This is a genomic window from Pseudomonas sp. R-28-1W-6 (assembly GCF_009799925.1).
Classification (GTDB): Bacteria; Pseudomonadota; Gammaproteobacteria; order Pseudomonadales; family Pseudomonadaceae; genus Aquipseudomonas.
In genome coordinates, this window is sequence record NZ_WELK01000001.1 from 622,938 (window position 1) to 643,178 (window position 20,241).

Annotated in this window: 17 protein-coding genes; 10 read left to right on the plus strand and 7 right to left on the minus strand. The window is 68.0% G+C overall.

What is annotated here, in order from left to right:
• Positions 1 to 94 precede the first annotated feature (94 nt).
• The 4 genes from F3I62_RS02790 to F3I62_RS02805 all read right to left on the minus strand — a co-directional run bounded on the left by F3I62_RS02790 (position 95) and on the right by F3I62_RS02805 (position 3,325).
• Positions 95 to 829, minus strand: coding sequence for an amino acid ABC transporter ATP-binding protein (locus tag F3I62_RS02790; protein ID WP_160488155.1), 735 nt, complete (start codon positions 827 to 829; stop codon positions 95 to 97).
• Positions 826 to 1,494 (minus strand): amino acid ABC transporter permease, encoded by a 669-nt coding sequence (locus tag F3I62_RS02795; protein WP_178122489.1) that lies wholly within the window; start codon positions 1,492 to 1,494, stop codon positions 826 to 828. The genes F3I62_RS02790 and F3I62_RS02795 overlap by 4 nt, the downstream gene beginning before the upstream one ends.
• On the minus strand, positions 1,491 to 2,237 hold the full coding sequence (locus tag F3I62_RS02800) for an amino acid ABC transporter permease (RefSeq protein WP_160488157.1): 747 nt from the start codon (positions 2,235 to 2,237) through the stop codon (positions 1,491 to 1,493). The genes F3I62_RS02795 and F3I62_RS02800 overlap by 4 nt, the downstream gene beginning before the upstream one ends.
• Before the next feature lie 173 nt (positions 2,238 to 2,410).
• The gene (locus F3I62_RS02805; protein WP_160488158.1) at positions 2,411 to 3,325 is read right to left on the minus strand and encodes a glutamate/aspartate ABC transporter substrate-binding protein; all 915 of its coding nucleotides are present in this window, start codon (positions 3,323 to 3,325) and stop codon (positions 2,411 to 2,413) included.
• Between the two features lie 1,259 nt (positions 3,326 to 4,584).
• Between F3I62_RS02805 and purE the strand changes: the two genes are divergently transcribed.
• From purE to F3I62_RS02840, 7 genes are all read left to right on the plus strand, one after another.
• Positions 4,585 to 5,073 (plus strand): 5-(carboxyamino)imidazole ribonucleotide mutase, encoded by a 489-nt coding sequence (gene purE, locus F3I62_RS02810; RefSeq protein WP_160488159.1) that lies wholly within the window; start codon positions 4,585 to 4,587, stop codon positions 5,071 to 5,073.
• A 16-nt stretch (positions 5,074 to 5,089) separates the two neighbouring features.
• The gene (locus F3I62_RS02815; protein ID WP_160488160.1) at positions 5,090 to 6,175 is read left to right on the plus strand and encodes a 5-(carboxyamino)imidazole ribonucleotide synthase; all 1,086 of its coding nucleotides are present in this window, start codon (positions 5,090 to 5,092) and stop codon (positions 6,173 to 6,175) included.
• Between the two features lie 58 nt (positions 6,176 to 6,233).
• Positions 6,234 to 6,767: a DUF3299 domain-containing protein gene (locus tag F3I62_RS02820; protein ID WP_160488161.1), complete on the plus strand. Its 534-nt coding sequence runs from the start codon at positions 6,234 to 6,236 to the stop codon at positions 6,765 to 6,767.
• A gap of 84 nt (positions 6,768 to 6,851) precedes the next feature.
• The gene (locus F3I62_RS02825) at positions 6,852 to 8,003 is read left to right on the plus strand and encodes an efflux RND transporter periplasmic adaptor subunit (protein ID WP_160488162.1); all 1,152 of its coding nucleotides are present in this window, start codon (positions 6,852 to 6,854) and stop codon (positions 8,001 to 8,003) included.
• Positions 8,000 to 8,683 (plus strand): ABC transporter ATP-binding protein, encoded by a 684-nt coding sequence (locus F3I62_RS02830; protein ID WP_160488163.1) that lies wholly within the window; start codon positions 8,000 to 8,002, stop codon positions 8,681 to 8,683. The genes F3I62_RS02825 and F3I62_RS02830 overlap by 4 nt, the downstream gene beginning before the upstream one ends.
• On the plus strand, positions 8,683 to 9,894 hold the full coding sequence (locus F3I62_RS02835) for an ABC transporter permease (protein ID WP_160488164.1): 1,212 nt from the start codon (positions 8,683 to 8,685) through the stop codon (positions 9,892 to 9,894). The genes F3I62_RS02830 and F3I62_RS02835 overlap by 1 nt, the downstream gene beginning before the upstream one ends.
• A 28-nt stretch (positions 9,895 to 9,922) precedes the next feature.
• Positions 9,923 to 11,119 carry an ABC transporter permease gene (locus F3I62_RS02840; protein ID WP_160488428.1) on the plus strand — a complete coding sequence of 399 codons (1,197 nt, stop codon included), beginning with the start codon at positions 9,923 to 9,925 and terminating at the stop codon, positions 11,117 to 11,119.
• 76 nt (positions 11,120 to 11,195) lie between these two features.
• Here F3I62_RS02840 and F3I62_RS02845 read toward each other — a convergent pair whose 3' ends face one another.
• The 3 genes from F3I62_RS02845 to F3I62_RS02855 all read right to left on the minus strand — a co-directional run bounded on the left by F3I62_RS02845 (position 11,196) and on the right by F3I62_RS02855 (position 14,865).
• On the minus strand, positions 11,196 to 12,098 hold the full coding sequence (locus tag F3I62_RS02845) for a D-hexose-6-phosphate mutarotase (RefSeq protein ID WP_160488165.1): 903 nt from the start codon (positions 12,096 to 12,098) through the stop codon (positions 11,196 to 11,198).
• Positions 12,099 to 12,351: 253 nt separating this feature from the next.
• Positions 12,352 to 14,253 carry a potassium transporter Kup gene (locus tag F3I62_RS02850; protein ID WP_160488166.1) on the minus strand — a complete coding sequence of 634 codons (1,902 nt, stop codon included), beginning with the start codon at positions 14,251 to 14,253 and terminating at the stop codon, positions 12,352 to 12,354.
• A 207-nt stretch (positions 14,254 to 14,460) separates the two neighbouring features.
• Positions 14,461 to 14,865 carry an acyl-CoA thioesterase gene (locus F3I62_RS02855; protein ID WP_160077719.1) on the minus strand — a complete coding sequence of 135 codons (405 nt, stop codon included), beginning with the start codon at positions 14,863 to 14,865 and terminating at the stop codon, positions 14,461 to 14,463.
• A 317-nt stretch (positions 14,866 to 15,182) separates the two neighbouring features.
• On the opposite strand from F3I62_RS02855, the gene F3I62_RS02860 reads away from it, so the two are divergent.
• The 3 genes from F3I62_RS02860 (at position 15,183) to F3I62_RS02870 (ending at position 20,168) form a co-directional block, all read left to right on the plus strand.
• Positions 15,183 to 16,490 (plus strand): MFS transporter, encoded by a 1,308-nt coding sequence (locus F3I62_RS02860; protein ID WP_160488167.1) that lies wholly within the window; start codon positions 15,183 to 15,185, stop codon positions 16,488 to 16,490.
• Positions 16,491 to 16,737: 247 nt separating this feature from the next.
• Positions 16,738 to 17,703, plus strand: a complete 966-nt coding sequence (locus F3I62_RS02865; RefSeq protein WP_160488168.1) for a phosphate ABC transporter substrate-binding protein PstS — start codon at positions 16,738 to 16,740, stop codon at positions 17,701 to 17,703.
• A gap of 179 nt (positions 17,704 to 17,882) precedes the next feature.
• Complete coding sequence (locus F3I62_RS02870) at positions 17,883 to 20,168, plus strand: ABC transporter permease subunit (RefSeq protein WP_160488169.1); 2,286 nt, start codon at positions 17,883 to 17,885, stop codon at positions 20,166 to 20,168.
• The last annotated feature ends 73 nt before the right edge of the window (positions 20,169 to 20,241 follow it).

A 20,241-nucleotide genomic window follows, 5' to 3' on the forward strand; every position in this document is an offset into this window, starting at 1 on the left:
GCGCCTTCACCTAGGGTGCGCTGTGCGCACCGGGGACAAGCTGCGGGCTTGCTGGTGCGCATGGCGCACCCTACGGAAGGTCCGAGGCAGGTTCTCAGTGCTGTAGGATCTTGGCGAGGAACTGCTGGGCCCGCTCGGAACGGGCGTTGATGTCGCCGAAGAACTCGTCCTTGGCGCAGTCTTCGACGATCTGCCCGCGGTCCATGAAGATCACCCGGTCGGCGACCTTGCGCGCGAAGCCCATCTCGTGGGTCACGCACATCATGGTCATGCCCTCGTTGGCCAGCTGCACCATGACGTCGAGCACCTCGTTGACCATCTCCGGGTCGAGGGCCGAGGTCGGTTCGTCGAACAGCATCACCACCGGGTCCATGGCCAGGGCGCGGGCGATGGCCACCCGTTGCTGCTGGCCGCCGGACAGCTGGCCCGGGTGCTTGTGTGCATGGGCGGCGAGGCCGACCCGTTCGAGCAGCTTGAGGCCCTTCTCGCTGGCTTCGGCCTTGCTGCGGCCGAGTACCTTGACCTGGGCGATGGTCAGGTTCTCGGCGATGGTCAGGTGGGGAAACAGCTCGAAGTGCTGGAACACCATGCCGACCCGCGAACGCAGCTTGGGCAGGTTGGTCTTGCTGTCGGCGATGGAGGTGCCGTCGACCACGATGTCGCCCTTCTGGAAGGCTTCCAGGGCGTTGACGCACTTGATCAGGGTCGACTTGCCCGAGCCGGACGGCCCGCACACCACCACCACTTCGCCCTTCTGCACCTCGGTGCTGCAGCCCTGCAGCACCTGGAAGTCGCCATACCACTTGTTGACGTTCTGGATGGAAATCATACGGCTAACCTCTTTTGCAGGAACTTGACCGCCTGCGAGGCGGCGAAGCTGAGGGTGAAGTACACCAGGCCGGCGAAGATCAGGAATTCATGGGCCTGGCCGAGGATGTCGCCGCGCGAGCGGGCGGCGTTGAGGAAGTCCATCAGGCCCACGGTGTAGACCAGCGAGGTGTCCTGGAACAGGATGATGCTTTGCTGCAGCAGCAGCGGGGTCATCTTGCGGAAGGCCTGCGGCAGGATGATCAGGCGCATGCTCTGCGCGTAGCTCATGCCCAGCGCGCTGGCGGCGCCCATCTGGCCCTTGGGGATGGCCTGGATGCCGGCGCGGACGATCTCGCAGAAGTACGCCGCCTCGAACATCACGAAGGCCACCAGGCACGAGGTGAAGGCGCCCACCGGGGTGTCCTCGCCGGTGATCCAGCGCAGCAGGAACGGCACCATGAAGTAGAACCAGGTGATCACCAGCAGCAGCGGGATGGAGCGGAAGTAGCTGACGTAGGTGGCCGCGGCCTTGGCCAGCCACTTGTTGTGCGACAGCCGCGCCATGGCCAGCAGGGTGCCGAGCAGCACGCCGCCGAGCACGCCGAGCAGCATCAGCTGCAGGGTCATGGCCATGCCCTGCCAGAGGCCCGGCAGAGCCGGGAGGATCGCGCTGAAGTCCATTATTTGCCTCCCATGGCGATCAGCCCCGGCACCGCCACGCGCCGTTCGAGCAGGCGCATCAGCAGCATCAGGCTCATGTTCAGGGTGAAGTAGATCAGTGTGGCCAGGGTAAAGGCCTCGAACAGGTTGGCGCTGAACTCGGCGGTCTGCTTGGTCTGCGCCAGCAGCTCCATCAGGCCGATCAAGGAGGCCACCGAGGAGTTCTTGAAGATGTTGAGGAACTCGCTGGTCAGCGGCGGAATGATGATGCGGTAGGCCTGCGGCAGCAGCACGTTGCGGTAGATCTGCGCCAGGCTGAAGCCCAGGGCGTAGCCGGCGGCCAGCTGGCCCTTGGGCAGCGCCTGGATGCCGGTGCGCACCTGCTCGCAGACCCGCGCCGCAGTGAACAGGCCGAGGCACACCACCACGCTGAGGTAGGCCGAGGTGGCCGGGTTGAGGTCCTGCTTGAACCACAGCTCCAGCGGCTCGGGCAGCAGGTCCGGGACCAGGAAGTACCAGAGAAACAGCTGCACCAGCAGCGGCACGTTACGGAACAATTCCACGTAGCAGGTGGCCAGGCCGCTCAGCCAGCGGTTCGGCACGGTGCGCAGCACGCCGAGCAGCGAGCCCAGCAGCAGGGCGATCAGCCAGCCGGCCAGGGCGATGGCGAGGGTCCAGCCCAGGCCGGTGACGAACCAGTCCAGGTAGATCTCGCTGCCGATGCCGGTGGACTTGAAGAACACGCTCCAGTCCCAGTTGTAATTCATGTGGGTTTCCCCTCGGATGAAGCCAATGCAAGGCCCAGGCGGACCGGTGGCCGGGCACTCGCGTGCCCCCGTCGCGGGTAGCGACGGTGCCCCTGTCCTCTCTGGCGAAGGCGGGGGCGGTCGCCCCCTGGTTCCCGCCACCGCGCCCCTTGTGGAGGCGCGGTGTCACCGCGTCAGAGCTGCTCGGCAGCCTTGTCGGTGGGGTTGGCAACCAGCTTCTTCAGCTCGTCGCTCATCGGGAAATTGAGATTCAGGCCCTTGGGCGGGACCGGGTTGAGGAACCACTTGTCATAGATGGCGGTGACTTCGCCGGACTTGAAGGTGGCGCTGATGGCGTCGTCGACCACTTTCTTGAACGCCGGGTCGCCCTTGCGCACCATGCAGCCGTAGATCTCGTAGGACTGCGGGGTGCCGACCACGTGCCAGTCGGCCGGCTGCTTGGCCTTGGCCATTTCGCCGGCGAGCAGGGCGTCGTCCATCATGAAGGCCACGGCGCGGCTGGATTCGAGCATCAGGAACGACTCGCCGTGGTCCTTGGCCGAGATGATGTTCATGCCCATCTGCTTCTCGGCGTTCATCGCCTTGAGCAGGCGCTCGGAGGTGGTGCCGGCGGTGGTCACCACGTTCTTGCCCTTGAGGTCGGCGAAGTCGGCGACGCCGGAGGTCTTCTTGGTCAGCAGGCGGGTGCCGACCTCGAAGATGCCGACCGAGAAGTCGACCTGCTGCTGGCGCTCGACGTTGTTGGTGGTGGAGCCGCACTCCAGGTCGACGGTGCCGTTCTGCACCAGCGGGATGCGGGTCTGCGAGGTCACCAGGTTGTAGCGCACCTTCAGCTCGGGCAGGCCCAGCTGCTGCTTGAGCGCCTCGACCACTTTCAGCTGCAGGTCGTGGGAGTAGCCTTCCGGCTGCTGCGGGTCCGTGCCGAAGTAGGAGAAGGGGATGGACGAGTCGCGGTGGCCGAGGACGATGGTGCCGCTGTCCTTGATCTTCTTCAGGGTGCCGGTCAGTTCCTCGGCCAGGGCCGGGGCGCTGCACAGGGAGGCGGCCAGGGCGATGCCGACGGCGCGGGAGAGATTGCTCTTGAACATGCTGATCCTCACTCTTGTTGTTATGCGGGTGGCCGTCGGGGTGCGGCGCGGTGCCCGTGGGTGGTGGAAGGCGCGTGGCGTTCCTGCAGTGAGGTAGAGCAGGTTGTGTGCCAGGCTTTCGGCACGAATCGTTTTCTGTCTAAGTTATTGAAAATAAAAGATTAAATAATATTTTTTGGTGGGCCGCGGCCGCCGCCGCGTTCGCCCTGGCGAACCGGGTGCCATGCCGCGTTCGGTTAACCGAACGTTTTGCGCGGGGCGAGGCTGGCGGGCGGTGGGCAGCTCGCCGGGTGTGCCACGCGCACCACGACCAGCCGTGCACTCTGCGGTGCGCACGGCGCACCCTACGGCAGTTTGCCTTTGCCTTAACGGGAAATCCCACGAACGCCCAGGCAACTCCGAGCGCCCCATCAGGAGGCCGAGTGGAGTCATTGCGCAGGGGGTTGAGCGGCATGGATGCCGCGAGAGCCTCGATGGGCCAGGGATGGTCCTTCGCGGCGGGCCCCCGGAGCGATGACGGAGGGAGGGAAGTCGAGCGCAGCGAGACCCGGATGCAAGGGGCATAGCGTTTTTGCTTACTTTTCCGCGCCTGGAAAAAGTGAGCCGCCCGGGAGGGCGGAACAAGAAGTCCCATCGAAACTCGGCAATCGGCTGGAGTACGCCGCTTCGGGTCTTCTGCAAACTGTAGGAGGGGCCTTGGCCGCGACACTCTCTGGCTCGGAGTGTTGACGCTGGGACTCAGCGCTTTCCTCGGCTGGCACTACAGATTGCGCCTCTCACGGCGCGTCACTTTTTCTTGCTTGCCCAAGAAAAAGTAACCAAAAAGAAGGGCACCCCGACATCCGGCCCTGCGCTTCGCGCCGGGTTCCTTCCCTCCATCGCCGTTCCAGGGGCCCGCCGCGAAGGGCCATCCCTGGCCCATCGCGGCTCTCGCGGCATCCATGCCGCTCAACCCCTTACACGGCGATTCCGCTCAGCCTTCTGACGGGGACTTGGTTCCGAGTTGCTTGAAGTTTGAAATAGAAGGGACACGATTAGCTCTTCAAGCTCTTAGGCGGTGTGTCTGACTGCAATGCCGAAAGCATCACCTCGCTCCCGCTGACAAACGGTCAGCCCAGGGGCGCGACTCCCGTAGCTTTCCGGTATACTGCGCCGCCTCCAGGCCCCATGCGGCCTGGCCCGCACATAACAAGCCACGCCCGATGCGTGGCTTGTTGGTTTTTGTCGCGCCGACAGGCGCCCGAGTCAGAGGCAAAACGATGAGCGCACTGGTTGGCGTGATCATGGGCTCCAAGTCCGATTGGAGCACCCTCAGTCACACCGCAGACATGCTGGAAAAGCTGGGCATTCCCTATGAGGTGAAGGTGGTTTCCGCCCACCGCACCCCGGACCTGCTCTTCCAGTACGCCGAACAGGCCGACAGCCGTGGCATCCAGGTGATCATCGCCGGTGCCGGTGGCGCGGCGCACCTGCCGGGCATGTGTGCGGCCAAGACCCACCTGCCGGTGCTTGGCGTGCCGGTGCAGTCGGCCGTGCTGTCGGGCGTCGACTCGCTGCTGTCGATCGTGCAGATGCCGGCCGGCATCCCGGTCGCCACCCTGGCCATCGGCAAGGCCGGGGCGATCAACGCCGCGCTGCTGGCGGCGAGCATCCTCGGTCACCAGCACCCGCAGTTCCATGCGGCGCTGCAGCAGTTCCGCACCGAGCAGACCGAAGCGGTGCTGGAAAACCCGGACCCGCGTTCCTGATAGGGGCTCAGAAGCTATGAAGATCGGTGTGATTGGTGGCGGCCAGCTGGGCCGCATGCTGGCCCTGGCGGGTACTCCGCTGGGGATGAGTTTCGCCTTCCTCGACCCGGCGCCGGACGCCTGTGCCCAGGCCCTGGGCGAGCACCTGCGCGGCGACTACAACGACCACGAGCACCTGCGCCGCCTGGCCGACGACGTCGACCTGGTGACCTTCGAGTTCGAGAGCGTGCCGGCCGAGACCGTGGCCTTCCTCTCCCAGTTCGTGCCGGTCTACCCGAGTGCCGAGGCGCTGCGCATCGCCCGCGACCGCTGGTTCGAGAAGTCGCTGTTCAAGGACCTCGGCATTCCCACCCCGGATTTCGCCGATATCCAGTCGCAGGCCGACCTGGACGCCGCCGTGGCCGCCATCGGCCTGCCGGCCGTGCTGAAGACCCGCACCCTGGGCTACGACGGCAAGGGCCAGAAGGTCCTGCGCCAGGCGCAGGACGTGGTCGGCGCCTTCGCCGAGCTGGGCAGCGTGCCGTGCATCCTCGAAGGCTTCGTGCCGTTCACCGGCGAAGTGTCGCTGGTGGCCGTGCGCGGCCGCGACGGCGAGACGCGCTTCTACCCGCTGGTGCACAACCGCCACGACAGCGGCGTGCTGGCCCTGTCCATCGCCAGCACCGATCACCCGCTGCAGGCGCTGGCCGAGGACTATGTCGGTCGTGTGCTCAAGCAGCTGGATTACGTCGGCGTGCTGGCCTTCGAGTTCTTCGAGGTCGACGGCGGCCTGAAGGCCAACGAAATCGCCCCGCGCGTGCACAACTCCGGGCACTGGACCATCGAAGGCGCCGAGTGCAGCCAGTTCGAGAACCACCTGCGCGCCGTAACCGGCCTGCCGCTGGGTTCCACGGCCAAGGTCGGCGAGAGCGCCATGCTCAACTTCCTCGGCAGCGTGCCGGCGGTGGAGAAGGTCGCGGCGATTGCCGACTGCCACCTGCACCACTACGGCAAGGCCTTCAAGGCCGGGCGCAAGGTCGGCCACGCCACCCTGCGCTGTGCCGACATGGCCACGCTGAAGGCGCGCATCGCCGCAGTCGAAGCGCTGATCGAACCCGCCTGAGGCCCGTGAGGCTGCGCCCCGGCGCAGCCTTGTCGTTCACGCCCCACTGAGAAGCCCCATGCGCCGAATCCTGCTTGCCCTGTTGCTGCTGCCGCTGCTGGCCCTGGCCGAACCGCGGGAAACCGACTGGCTGGAGCTGATGCCGCGCGAGGACCAGAAGGCCCTCGAAGCCATGCCGGAAATCAGCCACGAAACCCCGGAAGGCGCCGGTACCTTCGGCCAGCAGGGCGGCCTCAAGCAACAGGCCAAGGACCTGCCGGCGGTGATGTACTCGAGCAAGACCGTGGCTCACCTCAACGGCAAACTGGTGCGCCTGGGCGGCTACCCGGTACCCCTGGAAAGCGACGCCGAGGGCCGCAGCACCCTGTTCTTCCTGGTGCCGTACCCAGGCGCCTGCATCCACGTGCCGCCGCCGCCGCCGAACCAGATCATCCTGGTGCGCCCGGCCAAGGCCATCCTCCTCGAAGACATCTACGCGCCGTTGTGGGTCAGCGGCACGCTGAAGATCGAGGCGGTCAGCAACGACCTGGCCGATGCCGCCTACACCATCAGCGGCGGCGAAGTGCGCCTGGTCGAGGAAGAAGACCTGTAACCCCGCGTCCCCATCCCGGTACATCGTTGGCACATCTGCGCCGCCAGCACCTAGTCTGAAGGGACTGGAGCCTGGGAGATGGGCATGCGCAAACTGTTATTCGGCATCCCGCCGCTGGCCGTGCTGGGCCTGCTGCTGTGGTGGTGGAGCCGCCCCGAGCCGTTGCCGGTGCGCCTGGTGGCGGTCGAGCGCGGCACGGTGGAAACCCTGGTGGCCAATACCCGCGCCGGCACCCTCAAGGCCTGCCGGCGTTCGCGCCTGTCGTTCAACCTGGGCGGCCAGGTCACCGAGTTGCGGGTCGACGAGGGCCAGCGCGTGCAGGCCGGCGAGGTGCTGCTGCGCCTGCGCCAGGATGACCGCCAGGCCCGCGTCAGCGAGGCCGAGGCGCGCCTGGCCGGGCAGCGCAGCGCCCGCGAGCAGCGCTGCCAGCAGGCCAACCTGGAGCGCCGCGACCTCGAGCGCCTGCGCCACCTGGCCGAGCGCAAGCTGGCCGCCGCCGACCGCCTGGACCAGGCCCAGACCCGCGCCAACCTGTCGGCCCTGGTGTGCACGGCCAGCACCGCGCTGATCGCCGAGGCCGAAGCCCAGCTGGAGCTGCAGCGCTCGCTGCTCGACCAGGCCACCCTGCGCGCGCCCTTCGCCGGCATCGTCGCGCAGATCAACGGCGAGCTGGGCGAGTATGTCACCCCGTCGCCGCCGGGCATCCCCACGCCGCCGGCGGTGGACCTGATCGATGACAGCTGCCTGTACGTCGAGGCGCCGATCGACGAGGTGGACGCCGCCCGCGTGCGCCTGGGCATGCCGGTGCGGATCAGCCTGGACGCCTTCCGCGGCCGCCACTTCGTCGGCCAGGTCAGCCGCATCGCGCCCTTCGTCCGCGACCTGGAGAAGCAGGCGCGCACCGTGGACGTGGAGGTGCGTTTCGCCGAGGTGCCGCCCGCGGTGACCCTGCTCACCGGCTACAGCGCCGATGTGGAAATCCTCCTGGAGGAGAAGCGCGAGGTCCTGCGCGTGCCCACCGAAACCCTGCTCGACGGCCAGCGCCTGTACCGCTACGACGCCGCGGCCGGGCGCCTGCGCGAGACGCGCATCCGCACCGGGCTGGGCAACTGGCGCTGGACCGAGGTGCTGGACGGCATCGAGGCGGGCGCGCGGATTCTCGCCAGCCTGGACCAGGAGGGCCTGGTCGACGGCCTGGCGGTGCAGCCCGAGGAGGCCGCGGAGACGCCGCCATGATCGAGCTGCGCGGGGTCAGCCGCTGCTTCCAGCTCGGCGACCAGCGGGTGATGGGCCTCGACGCGGTGGACCTGCAGGTGGCGGCCGGCGAGTACCTGGCGGTGACCGGGGCGTCCGGCTCGGGCAAGTCGACCCTGCTCAACATCCTCGGCCTGCTGGATGCCCCGGACGCCGGCGAGTACTGGCTGCGCGGCGAGGCCACGGCGGCCCTCGACGAGGTGCGCCGCGCCGAGCTGCGCAGCCGCTGGATCGGCTTCGTGTTCCAGTCCTACCACCTGATCCCGCGCCTGAGCGCGCGGGACAACATCGAGCTGCCGATGCTCCTGGCCGGCATCGAGCCGGGCGAGCGTCATCGCCGCAGCGCCAGGCTGATCGAGCGTCTGGGCCTCGGCGACCGCCAGGCCCACCGCCCCGGCGAGCTGTCCGGTGGCCAGCGCCAGCGCGTCGCCATCGCCCGCGCCATGTCCATGCAGCCGGCTCTGCTGCTGGCCGACGAGCCCACCGGTAACCTCGACAGCCACACCGGCGGCGAAGTGGTGGCGCTGCTCGAGGAGCTCAACGGCGAGGGCCTGACCCTGCTGGTGGTGACCCACGACCCGCAGCTGTCGCGGCGCGCCCGGCGCCAGTTGCTGATGCGCGACGGGCGCATCGTCGAAGACCGCCACCAGGAGCCGAGCTGATGCGCCCCGCCGATGCCCTCGGCCTGTGCCTCGGCAGCCTGCGCGGGCACCGTTCGCGCAGCCTGATGCTGCTCTTGGCGGTGGCCATCGGGGTCAGCGCGGTGAGCCTGCTCACCGGCCTCGGCGAAGGCGCGCGCAGCTATGTCCTCGGCGAGTTCGCCGTGCTCGGGCGCAACACCCTGATCATCCTCCCCGGGCGCAAGGAAACCAGCGGCGGCATGCCGCCGATCACCGGCCTGGCGCCGCGCGACCTGACCCTGCAGGACGCCCAGGCCATCGCCCGCCTGCCCGCGGTGCTGCGAGTGGCGCCGCTGCAGGCCGGGCAGGTCGAGGTCAGCGTCGGCAACCGCAACCGCGAGGCCTTCACCCTCGGCACCAGCCAGCAGTTCTTCGCCATCCGCCAGCTCCGGGTCGGCCAGGGCCAGCCGCTGCCGGCGCTGGACTTCGGCGAGGCGCGGGCGGTCTGCGTGATCGGCGCCAAACTGCGCCACGAGCTGTTCGGCAGCCGCCCGGCGCTGGGCGAGTGGCTGCGTGCCGGCGACCGGCGTTTCCGCGTGGTCGGCATCCTTGCCGAGCGCGGCGAGTCGCTGGGCATGGATTTCGGCGAGATGCTGATCATCCCGGTGGCCAGCGCCCAGGTGCTGTTCAACCGAGAGGGGCTGTTCCGCGTGTTCGCCGAGCTGCGCGGGCCCGGCCTGCTGGCCAGCGGCAAGCGGCAGATCATCGCGACCATCCGCGAGCGCCACGAGGGCGAGGACGACATCACCCTGATCGGCCAGGACGCCATGCTTGCCGCCTTCGCCGACATCCTCCGCGCGCTGACCCTGGCCCTGGCCGGGATTGCCGCCATCAGCCTGCTGGTGGCCGGCATCCTGATCATGAACGTGACCTGGATCGCGGTGAACCAGCGCACCGCCGAGATCGGCCTGCTCAAGGCCATCGGCGCCAGCGCGGCGCAGGTGCGCCTGCTGTTTCTCGGCGAGGCGGGGCTGCTGGCCGGCGCTGGCGCCCTGGCCGGGCTGCTGCTGGGCGAGGCGCTGCTATGGCTGGGGCGCTGGATCTGGGACTTTCCCTTGCACGCGCCCTGGTGGGCGCGCCTCAGTGCGGCGCTGCTGGCGCTGGCCACGGCGCTGCTGTTCGCCTGGCTGCCGGCCAGCCGCGCGGCGGCGCTGCACCCGGTGGACGCCTTGCGTCCGCAGGCGGCGCGCTGATGGCCGCGCGCCGCGGGTACCGGCCATGATGCGCCTGCGCGATGGCTTCGCCCTGACCGCCTCGGCGCTGACCAGCCGGCCGCTGCGCAGCCTGCTGACCCTGCTCGGGGTGGCCATCGGCATCGCCGCGGTGGCGCTGCTCACCGCCATCGGCGAGGGCCTGCGCGGCTACGTGCTGGACAACTTCTCGCAGTTCGGCACGCGGATCATCGCCATCCACCCGGGCAAGACCCAGACCGGCGGCCTGGGCGGCATCCTCAGCAGCGTGCGCCCGCTCAACCTGGGCGACGCCGCGGCCCTGGGCCAGCTGGCGCATGTCGAGGCGGTGGTGCCGATCATCCAGGGCAGCGGCGACATCCAGTACCAGCAGCGCTCGCGGCGCAGCGACATCATCGGCGGCGGCCACCAGCTGGCCGAGGCCTGGCGCTTCCAGCTGGCCCTCGGCCAGTTCCTGCCGCCGGCGCGCGACGGCCGTTCGCCGCCCTACGCGGTGCTCGGCCATACCCTGCACCGCGAGCTGTTCGGCGCGGCCAACCCGCTGGGCGAACTGGTGCGCATCGGCGGCACGCGCTTCCGGGTGATCGGGGTGATGGCGAAGAAGGGCCAGCTGCTCGGCTTCGACCTCGACGACATCGCCTACATCCCGGTGGACTGGGCGCAGAGCCTGTTCAACCGCGAGGGGCTGATGGAGATCGACGTGGTGTTCAATGCCGGCACCGGCTCGGCGCCGCTGGCCGAGCGCATCCGTGCGCTGCTGGTCGAGCGGCACGGCATGGAGGACTTCAACATCACCACCCAGGACGACATGCTCGCCAGCCTGGGGCGCATCCTCTCGGTGCTGACCCTGGCGGTCGGCGCCCTCGGCGGGGTTTCCCTGCTGGTGGGGGCGGTGGGCATCCTCACCATCATGACCACCACGGTCAGCGAGCGCACCGCGGAGATCGGCCTGCTGCGCGCCATCGGCGCCAGCCCGCGGCAGGTGCTGGGGCTGTTTCTCGCCGAGGCCACCCTGCTGTCGCTGGCCGGCGGCCTGCTCGGCCTGCTGTTGCTGGCGCTGCTGCTCGGCGTGCTGCACCTGGCAGCACCGGGCCTGCCGCTGGCCCTGCGCCCGGCGTTCCTGCTGCTGGCGTTGCTGCTGGCCGGGCTGATCGGCGTGCTCGCCGGCATCGCCCCGGCGCGGGCGGCGGCGCGTCTGCACCCGGTGGAGGCGCTGCGCGGTGAATAGGCGGGCGTCTTGCCGGTGCGCGGCGCACCCTGCGTAGGGGGCGCCGTGCGCACCAGGGCCTGAGGCGGGCTTGCCCTCAGAGCGCCTCGCTGCTGAGCGTCAGGCGCAGACTGTGGGACTCGCCGGGGGCCAGGGTGACGATGTCGTCGCCGACATTCGCCGTTTCGATGCACAGCATGCGCTGCCAGGCGTCCTCGGCGAATTGCGACAGGCGCCGGGCCTTGTCGATCCAGGGGTTCCAGACGATGGCCGAGCGCGAGCCCCAGGCATCCAGGTGGATGCGCCGTTGCCAGCCGGGATCGACGATGCTCAGGCGCGTCGGGGTGTCCAGGTAGATGCGGTCGGTTTCCCCGGTAAAGCCGAGGGGGCCGTGTTGCCGGTGCTGCTGCCAGTTATCCAGGGTCTCGATATAGCGGCAGCCGTCCAGGCCCTGCACGCTGACCTGGCGGATGTCGCTGACGGCGAAATAGCTGTGCAGGGCCTGGCTCAGCGCCAGCGGCTGGTCACCCAGGTTGCGGCTGCCCAGCTTCAGGTGCAGCTGCTGGTCGAGGCGGATGCTCAGGTGCAGTTCGGCCGCATGCGGCCAGTCGGGCAGGGGATGCTGGCGGCTGTCGAAGACGAAGTTCAGGCTGACTGCGCCGTCGGCCTGTTCGATGCCCTGCAGTTGCCAGTCCAGGCCGCGCACCGCGCCATGGGCCGGGCTGATCGTGCCGCCGGCGTACTGCGCCTGTACCGCCGGCGGATTGCGCCGCAGGTCGCCGAACCAGGGCCAGCACACCGGTACGCCGCCGCGCACCGACTGGCCGCGGTGGTAGGCGGCCTGCTCGCTGAGCCAGATCAGCGGCGCCTGCGCGCCGTGCTGGAAATGCAGGATCTGCGCGCCCTGCTGGGCCACCAGCAGTTCGGCGTCGCCGACATGCACGCGCCAGCAGGTCAGTTCATCCAGCTCGACGCGTTCGACAGAGGGGAGGGCGTTCATCTCGGTATCCACACGCTAAAAATAGAGGTGTACCGCAGACTTCGGCGAAAGGCCAGTGCCGGGGAGCGGCGCGTGTCGCCGCCGGTGGCTGGTGGGCGAGGGCCGCCCTAGAGCCCCGGGCGCGCCCCGCAGGGAACGTCTGGTCCGTAGGGTGCGCCGTGCGCACCGGCAAGCCCGTGCTGTGGGCGCACCCTACGGGGGAGGCCCGTTCCAACGCCGTTTGGCAGCCGCACCGCAGATCGCGGACAGGCCTTCAGATCTCGATCTGGGTGCCCAATTCGATCACCCGGTTGGTCGGCAGCTGGAAGTAGCGCAGGTTGCTGTTGGCATTCCTCAGCAGGAAGGCGAACAGCGATTCGCGCCAGGCCGCCATGCCGATGCGCTTGCTCGGGATGATGGTTTCGCGGCTGAGGAAGTAGGTAGTGCTCAGCGGCGTGAAGTCGAGGTAGTCATAGGGGTTCTTCTCCAGCGCCGCCGGCACGTTGGGGTCGTCCATATAGCCGAAATGCAGGATCACCCGGAAGAAGCCCTCGTCGAAGCGGTCGACCTCGAAACGCCTGGTCAGCGGCACGTGCGGGTGGTCGGCGATGACCACCGTGAGCATCACGACCTGCTGGTGCAGCACCTGGTTGTGCAGCAGGTTGTGCAGCAGGGCATGCGGCACCGCATTCGGGCGGGCGCTGAGGAAGATCGCCGTGCCGCGCACCCGGTGTGGCGGCTGCAGGGCGATGCTGGAGATGAACATCGGCAGCGGCAGGGCGGTTTCGTCGAGGCGCTCGACCAGCAGTTCGCGGCCGCGCTTCCAGGTGGTCATCAGCAGGAACAGGGCGATCCCGGCGATCACCGGGAAGGCGCCGCCCTCGGCGATCTTGGGGATGTTGGCGGCGAAGAACAGCACGTCGACCACGAAGAAGCACAGCAGCAGGGGAATCGCCAGCCAGCGCGGGCTCTTCCACAGCAGCAGGGCGACGGCGGCGATTAGCAGGGTGTCGACCAGCATGGTCGCGGTCACCGCCACGCCGTAGGCGGAGGCCAGGGCGCCCGAGCTCTCGAAGCCGATCACCAGGAGGATCACCCCGACCATCAGCGCCCAGTTGACCACGCCGATGTAGATCTGCCCCTCGGCATCGCTGGAGGTGTGCTGGATGTGCATGCGCGGCACGAAGCCGAGCTGGATGGCCTGGCGGGTCAGGGAGAAGGCGCCGGAGATCACCGCCTGCGAGGCGATGATGGTGGCCAGGGTGGCCAGGCCGATCAGCGGGATCAGCGCCCAGGCGGGGGCCAGCAGGTAGAAGGGGTTGCGCGCGGCCTGCGGGTTGTCCAGCAGCAGGGCGCCCTGGCCGAAGTAGTTGAGCACCAGGCCGGGCAGCACCAGGGCGAACCAGGCGCGGGTGATCGGCTTGCGGCCGAAGTGGCCCATGTCGGCATACAGCGCCTCGGCGCCGGTCAGCGCCAGGACCACGGCGGCGAGGATGGTGATGCCGATGCCCGGGTGGCTGAGGAAGAAGTTCAGCGCCCACCAGGGGTTGAGCGCGTGCAGCACCTCGGGGTGACGGACGATGCCGTAGATGCCGAGTACGCCGAGGGTGGCGAACCACAGACCCATGACCGGGCCGAACAGCACGCCGATGCGCGCGGTGCCGTGTTTCTGGATCAGGAACAGGCCGATCAGCAGGATCACGGTGATCGGCACCACCCAGTGGCCGATGCCCGGCAGGGCGACATCCAGGCCTTCCACGGCGGACAGTACCGAGATCGCCGGGGTGATCATGCTGTCGCCGTAGAACAGCGCGGTGCCGGCCAGGCCGGCCAGCACCAGCAGCCGCGACAGTCGCGGGTAGGCCTGGGTGGCGCGGCGGGCGAGGGCGGTCAGGGCCATCACGCCGCCTTCGCCCTCGTTGTCGGCGCGCAGGATCACCAGCACGTATTTCAGCGTCACCACCCACATCAGCGACCAGAAGATCAGTGAGAGGATGCCGTAGACCCCGGCCGGATCGACGCTGACCCCGTAGTGGCCGGCGAACACTTCCTTGAGGGTGTACAGCGGGCTGGTGCCGATATCGCCATAGACCACGCCGAGCGCGGCGACGGTCAGGCCGAGGTGGCCGCTGCTGCCGTGGCTGTGGGCGCCGCTGCTGATGCTGGATTGACTCATGCTCAGGCCTTGCTGGTTGCAGGTGGCGCATGCTGCGCCAGTCGCTGAGTCTAGGCAAGGCTGCGGGCCACTGCGCCACGGGGCGGGCACGGGACATTTCGTTGCGCTGTGCGGCGCCGGTTCGGGAGGCAGGTGTAGGGTGCGCCGTGCGCACCAGATGACCCGGCACGGGCTTGCCGGTGCGCACGGCGCACCCTACAAAGCCGATCAGCCGCGGCGCGGCGGTACCGGGCGGGTGCGGCCGCTGCCGTCGATGGCGACGAACACGAACACCGCCTCGGTGACCTTGCGCCATTCGCTGGACAGCGGATCGTCGCTCCACACCTCGACCAGCATCTGGATCGAGCTGCGGCCGATTTCCAGGGCCTGGGTATAGAAGGACAGCTGCGCACCGACGGCCACCGGGACCAGGAAGGCCATGCGGTCGATGGCCACGGTGGCCACCCGGCCGCCGGCGACCTTGCTGGCCATGGCGGTGCCGGCCAGGTCCATCTGCGACACCAGCCAGCCGCCGAAAATATCGCCGAAGCCGTTGGTTTCGCGCGGCAGCGCGGTCAGCTGCAGGGCCAGATCGCCTTGCGGTATCGGATCTTCCTGTTCGAGCTCGATCATGGTGGGCCCCGTGCCGGTATTCTTATGTTTGGAGTGGTGTGGGAGGTTCTGCAAAGGCTTGGCCGGCGGCCAGGCCTTTGCGCAAGCGCCCGTGGCCCAGCGGGCCAGGTGCGCAGTATATCGGGCGGCGCGTCAGACGACGACCGCCCGGTTCTGCATTTGTCGCCCGATTGTGTGGTGCGGACGGCTGTTTTGCGGTTCTGCAGCACCGGCGCGGCTCTGCGGCGGCGGCAGGTTCTAAGAGCGCTGCAATTTGCTATCGTGCCCCGGCTGCCGCTGGCAGCCGTCCCTCGACCTCTTAGAAGAAGCTGCCGACCATGCCTTCCGTGCCCTCCAGCGCTGCGCCCGCGGCGCGCCCGTTGACCCGTGGCGATTACAAGACGCTGTCGCTGTCCGCCCTGGGCGGCGCCCTGGAATTCTACGACTTCATCATTTTCGTGTTCTTCGCCGCGGTGGTCGGCAAGCTGTTCTTCCCCGCCGACATGCCCGAGTGGCTGCGCCAGCTGCAGACCTTCGGCATCTTCGCCGCCGGCTACCTGGCGCGGCCGCTGGGCGGGATCATCCTGGCCCACTTCGGCGACCTGCTCGGGCGCAAGCGCATGTTCACCCTGAGCATCTTCCTGATGGCCGTGCCGACCCTGCTCATGGGCCTGCTGCCGACCTACGCGCAGATCGGCATCTGGGCCCCGCTGGCGCTGCTGGCGCTGCGCGTGGTGCAGGGCGCGGCGATCGGCGGCGAGGTGCCGGGGGCCTGGGTGTTCGTCGCCGAGCACGTGCCGGCGCGGCATGTCGGTTTCGCCTGCAGCACCCTGACCGCCGGGCTGACGGTGGGCATCCTGCTCGGCTCGCTGACCGCCAGCCTGATCAACCGGGTGTTCAGCCCCGAGGAGCTGGCGGCCTACGCCTGGCGCATCCCGTTCCTGGTCGGCGGGGTGTTCGGCCTGATTTCCGTGTACCTGCGGCGCTGGCTGCACGAGACCCCGGTGTTCGCCGAGATGCAGCTGCGCCAGGCGCTGGCCGCCGAGCTGCCGCTGAAGGCGGTGGTGCGCGAGCACAAGCCGGCGGTGCTGCTGTGCATGCTGCTGACCTGGGTGCTGTCGGCCGGCATAGTCGTGGTGATCCTGATGACCCCGAGCCTGCTGCAGACCCTGTACGGCTTCAAGCCGGCCGATGCGCTGCAGGCCAACAGCCTGGCCATCGTCTGCCTGAGCCTGGGCTGCGTGCTGGCCGGCTGGGCGGCAGACCGCTTCGGCGCCAGCCGGGTGTTCGTGAGCGGCGGCCTGTTGTTGCTGCTCAGCTCCTGGGTCTTCTACAGCAGCCTGGCCAGCCAGCCGCAGCTGCTGCTGCCGCTGTACGCCCTGGCCGGCCTGAGCGTGGGCAGCATCGGCGCGATTCCGCTGGTTATGGTCCGCGCCTTCCCGGCCGTGGTGCGCTTCTCCGGGTTGTCGTTCTCCTACAACCTGGCCTACGCCATCTGCGGCGGGCTGACGCCGATCCTGGTCAGCCTGCTATTGAAGTGGAGCCCGCTGGGCCCGGCCTACTATGTCGGCGCCCTGTGCCTGCTGTTCATGCTGATCGGCGGCTGGCTGTGGCAGCGCCGCGAGGCGGCTGAGGTGCTGGCGTAGGTTGGGTTGAACGCAGCGAAGCCCAACGGCGGAGCCCGGTTCAGCGCCTAGGCGGGCTTGTCGGCAAGCTGTTGGGCTTCGGCGCTACGCCCCTCAACCCAACCGACGGATCACAAGGCCTGCGAGCGGGCCGTTCCAGTTTTTTCTGCGCTTTAATCTAATTGTCACAATCCGTTCATAGAGTGGTCATGCGGCCTGCAGATACTTGGCCCCGTTCAATCCAACCCTATCCTGCTTGGAGCAAGGCATGAAACTGAAGCGTTTGATGGCGGCCCTGACTTTCGTCGCCGCTGGCGTAAGCGCCGCTACCGCGGTGGCCGCTATCGACCCGGCTCTGCCGACCTACGAAAAGACTTCCGGTGTATCGGGCAACCTGTCCAGCGTCGGTTCCGACACCCTGGCCAACCTGATGACCCTGTGGGCCGAGGAATACAAGAAGCTCTACCCGAACGTGAACATCCAGATCCAGGCTGCCGGCTCCTCCACCGCGCCGCCCGCGCTGACCGAAGGCACCTCCAACCTCGGCCCGATGAGCCGTGAGATGAAGGACAACGAACTGCAGGCCTTCGAAGAGAAGTTCGGCTACAAGCCGACCGCCATCCCGGTTGCCGTGGATGCCCTGGCCGTGTTCGTGCACAAGGACAACCCGATCAAGTCGCTGGACATGACCCAGGTCGACGGCATCTTCTCCGCCAACCGCCTGTGCGGTGGTGGCAACGTCAAGAACTGGGGCGACCTGGGCCTGAGCGGCGAGTGGGCCGACAAGCCGATCCAGCTGTTCGGCCGCAACTCGGTATCCGGTACCTACGGCTACTTCAAGGAAACCGCCCTGTGCAAAGGCGACTTCCGTGGCAACGTCAACGAGCAGCCGGGTTCGGCTTCCGTGGTGCAGTCGATCTCCAGCACCGTGAACGCCATCGGTTACTCGGGCGTCGGCTACAAGACCGCCAGCGTGCGTGCCCTGCCGCTGTCGAAGAAGGGCGGCGAAGCCTTCGAAGCCAACGAAGCCAACGCCCTGGCCGGCAAGTACCCGCTGTCGCGCTTCCTGTTCGTCTACGTCAACAAGGCGCCGAACAAGCCGCTGAGCCCGCTGGAAGCCGAGTTCGTCAAGCTGGTGCTGTCCAAGCAGGGTCAGGAAGTGGTGCTCAAGGACGGCTACATCCCGCTGCCGGCCAAGGTGGTCGAGAAAGCCAAGAAGGACCTGGGTCTGTAACCGGCCCCGCCAGTGCCCGGGCCACAAGCCCGGTGCACCAGCCGACACGCCCGCTACTCTTTAGAGTCGCGGGCGTCGTCATGTCATCACGCTGTAATCTTTCTGTCACACAAGGTGGCTAGATTTAAGCGCCTGCTCAAATCAGGGGCGCGCGTGCGCAACCGCCCAGAGACTCTCGCATGAACGACTTGGCCAACGACTCCATGACCGCATCCTCGGACAACAGCCAACGGCTGGACTTCAACACCCCGGTTCTGCTGCGCAAGCGTCGCATGCGCGCACTCAAGGACCGGATGGCGCGCTGGTACGTGACCATCGGTGGCCTGGCCGTGCTGGCCTGCATCACCCTGATCTTCTTCTATCTGGCCCATGTGGTGCTGCCCATGTTCGCCGGCGCCGAGCTGGAGTCGCACAAGGCCCAGCAACCGGCCTGGCTGGCCAGCCAGGGCGAGGCCCTGCTGCTGGCCGTGGAAGAGCAGAACAAGGTCGCCATGCGCCTCAGTCGCGCCGGCCAGGTGCAGTTCTTCAGCCTCAAGGACAGTGCCCTGCTGAACGACTACCAGCTGCCGCTGCCGGCCGGCGTCGGCATCAGCTCGGTCAGCCAGGACCAGCCCGGCAGCCGCCGCGTGGTGCTCGGCCTGTCCAATGGCCAGGTGCTGGTGTTCCAGCATGACTACCGGGTCAGCTACCCGGACAACGTCAAGACCATCACCGCCAAGGTCAACTACCCCTTCGGCGCGGCGCCGCTGGTGCTGGATGCCCAGGGCCGTGCCCTGGAGCACGTGGCCGTCAGCCAGAACGACGACACCCTGCTGCTCAGCGCCTCCACTGGTGCCGAGCTGCACCTGCTGTCGATCACCCGCAGCGAGAACATGTTCACCGGCGAGTCGAGCCTGGAGGAGCAGCGCATCGCCCTGCCGCAGATCGCCGAGCCGATCAAGGCGCTGATCATCGACCCGCGGCAGATGTGGCTGTACGTGATCAACGGCAAGGCCACCGCGGATGTCTTCGACCTGCGCAACAACAGCCTCAACGGCCGCTACAAGCTGCTCGAGGGCCCGGCCGAGGTGAGCACGGTGACCCAGCTGCTCGGTGGCATCTCGCTGATGGTCGGCGACAGCCAGGGCACCATCGCCCAGTGGTTCATGGTCCGCGACCATGACGACAAGTCGACCCTGACGCGTATCCGCGACTTCCAGCTGAACGGCCAGGCGATCACCCAGATCCTCCCGGAAGAGCGCCGCAAGGGCTTCCTCGCCCTGGATGCCGGCGGCACCCTGGGCATCTTCCACAGCACCGCGCACCGCACCCTGCTCACCGAGCAGGTCGCCGACGGCGCCGCCATCGCCGCCCTGTCGCCGCGTGCCAACCGCGTGCTGATCGAGGCCCAGGGCCAGGTGCAGCGCTTCGTGGTCGACAACCCGCACCCGGAGATTTCCTGGAGCGCGCTGTGGAGCAAGGTCTGGTACGAGAGCTACGACGAACCCAAGTACGTCTGGCAGTCGACCGCGGCCAACTCCGACTTCGAACCGAAGATGAGCCTCGCCCCGCTGACCTTCGGCACCCTCAAGGCGGCCTTCTACGCCATGCTGCTGGCCGCCCCGCTGGCGATCTGCGCGGCGATCTACACCGCCTACTTCATGGCGCCGGCCATGCGCCGCAAGGTCAAACCGGTGATCGAGCTGATGGAAGCGCTGCCGACGGTGATCCTCGGCTTCTTCGCCGGCCTGTTCCTCGCGCCCTATGTGGAAGGCCACCTGCCGGGCATCTTCAGCCTGCTGCTGCTGATGCCGCTCGGCATCCTGCTGGCCGCCTACGCCTGGAGTCGCCTGCCGGAGAAGATCCGTCTGGTCATCCCGGACGGCTGGGAGGCAGCGCTGCTAATCCCGGTGATCCTGCTGATCGGCGCCGGCTCCCTGGGCATGAGCGGCCACCTGGAGAACTGGTTCTTCGGCGGTGACATGCGCCTGTGGATCAGCAATGACCTGGGCATCGCCTTCGACCAGCGCAACGCTCTGGTGGTCGGCCTGGCCATGGGCTTCGCGGTGATCCCGAACATCTACTCGATCGCCGAAGACGCCGTGTTCAGCGTACCCAAGAGCCTGACCTTCGGTTCCCTGGCGCTCGGCGCCACGCCCTGGCAGACCCTGACCCGGGTGGTGATCCTCACCGCCAGCCCGGGCATCTTCTCGGCACTGATGATCGGCATGGGCCGTGCGGTGGGCGAGACCATGATCGTGCTGATGGCCACCGGCAACACGCCGATCATGGACATGAACATCTTCGAAGGCCTGCGCACCCTGGCCGCCAACGTGGCGGTGGAGATGCCGGAGTCGGAAGTCGGCAGTACCCACTACCGCGTGCTGTTCCTCTCCGCGCTGGTGCTGCTGACCTTCACCTTCGTGATGAACACCCTGGCGGAAGTGATCCGTACCCGCCTGCGCAAGAAATACGCATCGCTCTGAGAACTGGGAAGGTAGATGTCCGTGAAAAGCAAAGAGCAAAACCTCAAGTCCTGGTTCAAGAGCGGCGCGCCCT

Excerpts from the sequence above, each read along its gene's own strand:
- F3I62_RS02790 (WP_160488155.1), bottom strand. The coding sequence starts at position 829 with ATGATTTCCATCCAGAACGTCAACAAGTGGTATGGCGACTTCCAGGTG.
- F3I62_RS02800 (WP_160488157.1), bottom strand. The coding sequence starts at position 2,237 with ATGAATTACAACTGGGACTGGAGCGTGTTCTTCAAGTCCACCGGCATC.
- F3I62_RS02805 (WP_160488158.1), bottom strand. The coding sequence starts at position 3,325 with ATGTTCAAGAGCAATCTCTCCCGCGCCGTCGGCATCGCCCTGGCCGCC.
- purE (WP_160488159.1), top strand. The coding sequence starts at position 4,585 with ATGAGCGCACTGGTTGGCGTGATCATGGGCTCCAAGTCCGATTGGAGC.
- F3I62_RS02815 (WP_160488160.1), top strand. The coding sequence starts at position 5,090 with ATGAAGATCGGTGTGATTGGTGGCGGCCAGCTGGGCCGCATGCTGGCC.
- F3I62_RS02820 (WP_160488161.1), top strand. The coding sequence starts at position 6,234 with ATGCGCCGAATCCTGCTTGCCCTGTTGCTGCTGCCGCTGCTGGCCCTG.
- F3I62_RS02825 (WP_160488162.1), top strand. The coding sequence starts at position 6,852 with ATGCGCAAACTGTTATTCGGCATCCCGCCGCTGGCCGTGCTGGGCCTG.
- F3I62_RS02830 (WP_160488163.1), top strand. The coding sequence starts at position 8,000 with ATGATCGAGCTGCGCGGGGTCAGCCGCTGCTTCCAGCTCGGCGACCAG.
- F3I62_RS02835 (WP_160488164.1), top strand. The coding sequence starts at position 8,683 with ATGCGCCCCGCCGATGCCCTCGGCCTGTGCCTCGGCAGCCTGCGCGGG.
- F3I62_RS02840 (WP_160488428.1), top strand. The coding sequence starts at position 9,923 with ATGCGCCTGCGCGATGGCTTCGCCCTGACCGCCTCGGCGCTGACCAGC.
- F3I62_RS02845 (WP_160488165.1), bottom strand. The coding sequence starts at position 12,098 with ATGAACGCCCTCCCCTCTGTCGAACGCGTCGAGCTGGATGAACTGACC.
- F3I62_RS02850 (WP_160488166.1), bottom strand. The coding sequence starts at position 14,253 with ATGAGTCAATCCAGCATCAGCAGCGGCGCCCACAGCCACGGCAGCAGC.
- F3I62_RS02855 (WP_160077719.1), bottom strand. The coding sequence starts at position 14,865 with ATGATCGAGCTCGAACAGGAAGATCCGATACCGCAAGGCGATCTGGCC.
- F3I62_RS02860 (WP_160488167.1), top strand. The coding sequence starts at position 15,183 with ATGCCTTCCGTGCCCTCCAGCGCTGCGCCCGCGGCGCGCCCGTTGACC.
- F3I62_RS02865 (WP_160488168.1), top strand. The coding sequence starts at position 16,738 with ATGAAACTGAAGCGTTTGATGGCGGCCCTGACTTTCGTCGCCGCTGGC.
- F3I62_RS02870 (WP_160488169.1), top strand. The coding sequence starts at position 17,883 with ATGAACGACTTGGCCAACGACTCCATGACCGCATCCTCGGACAACAGC.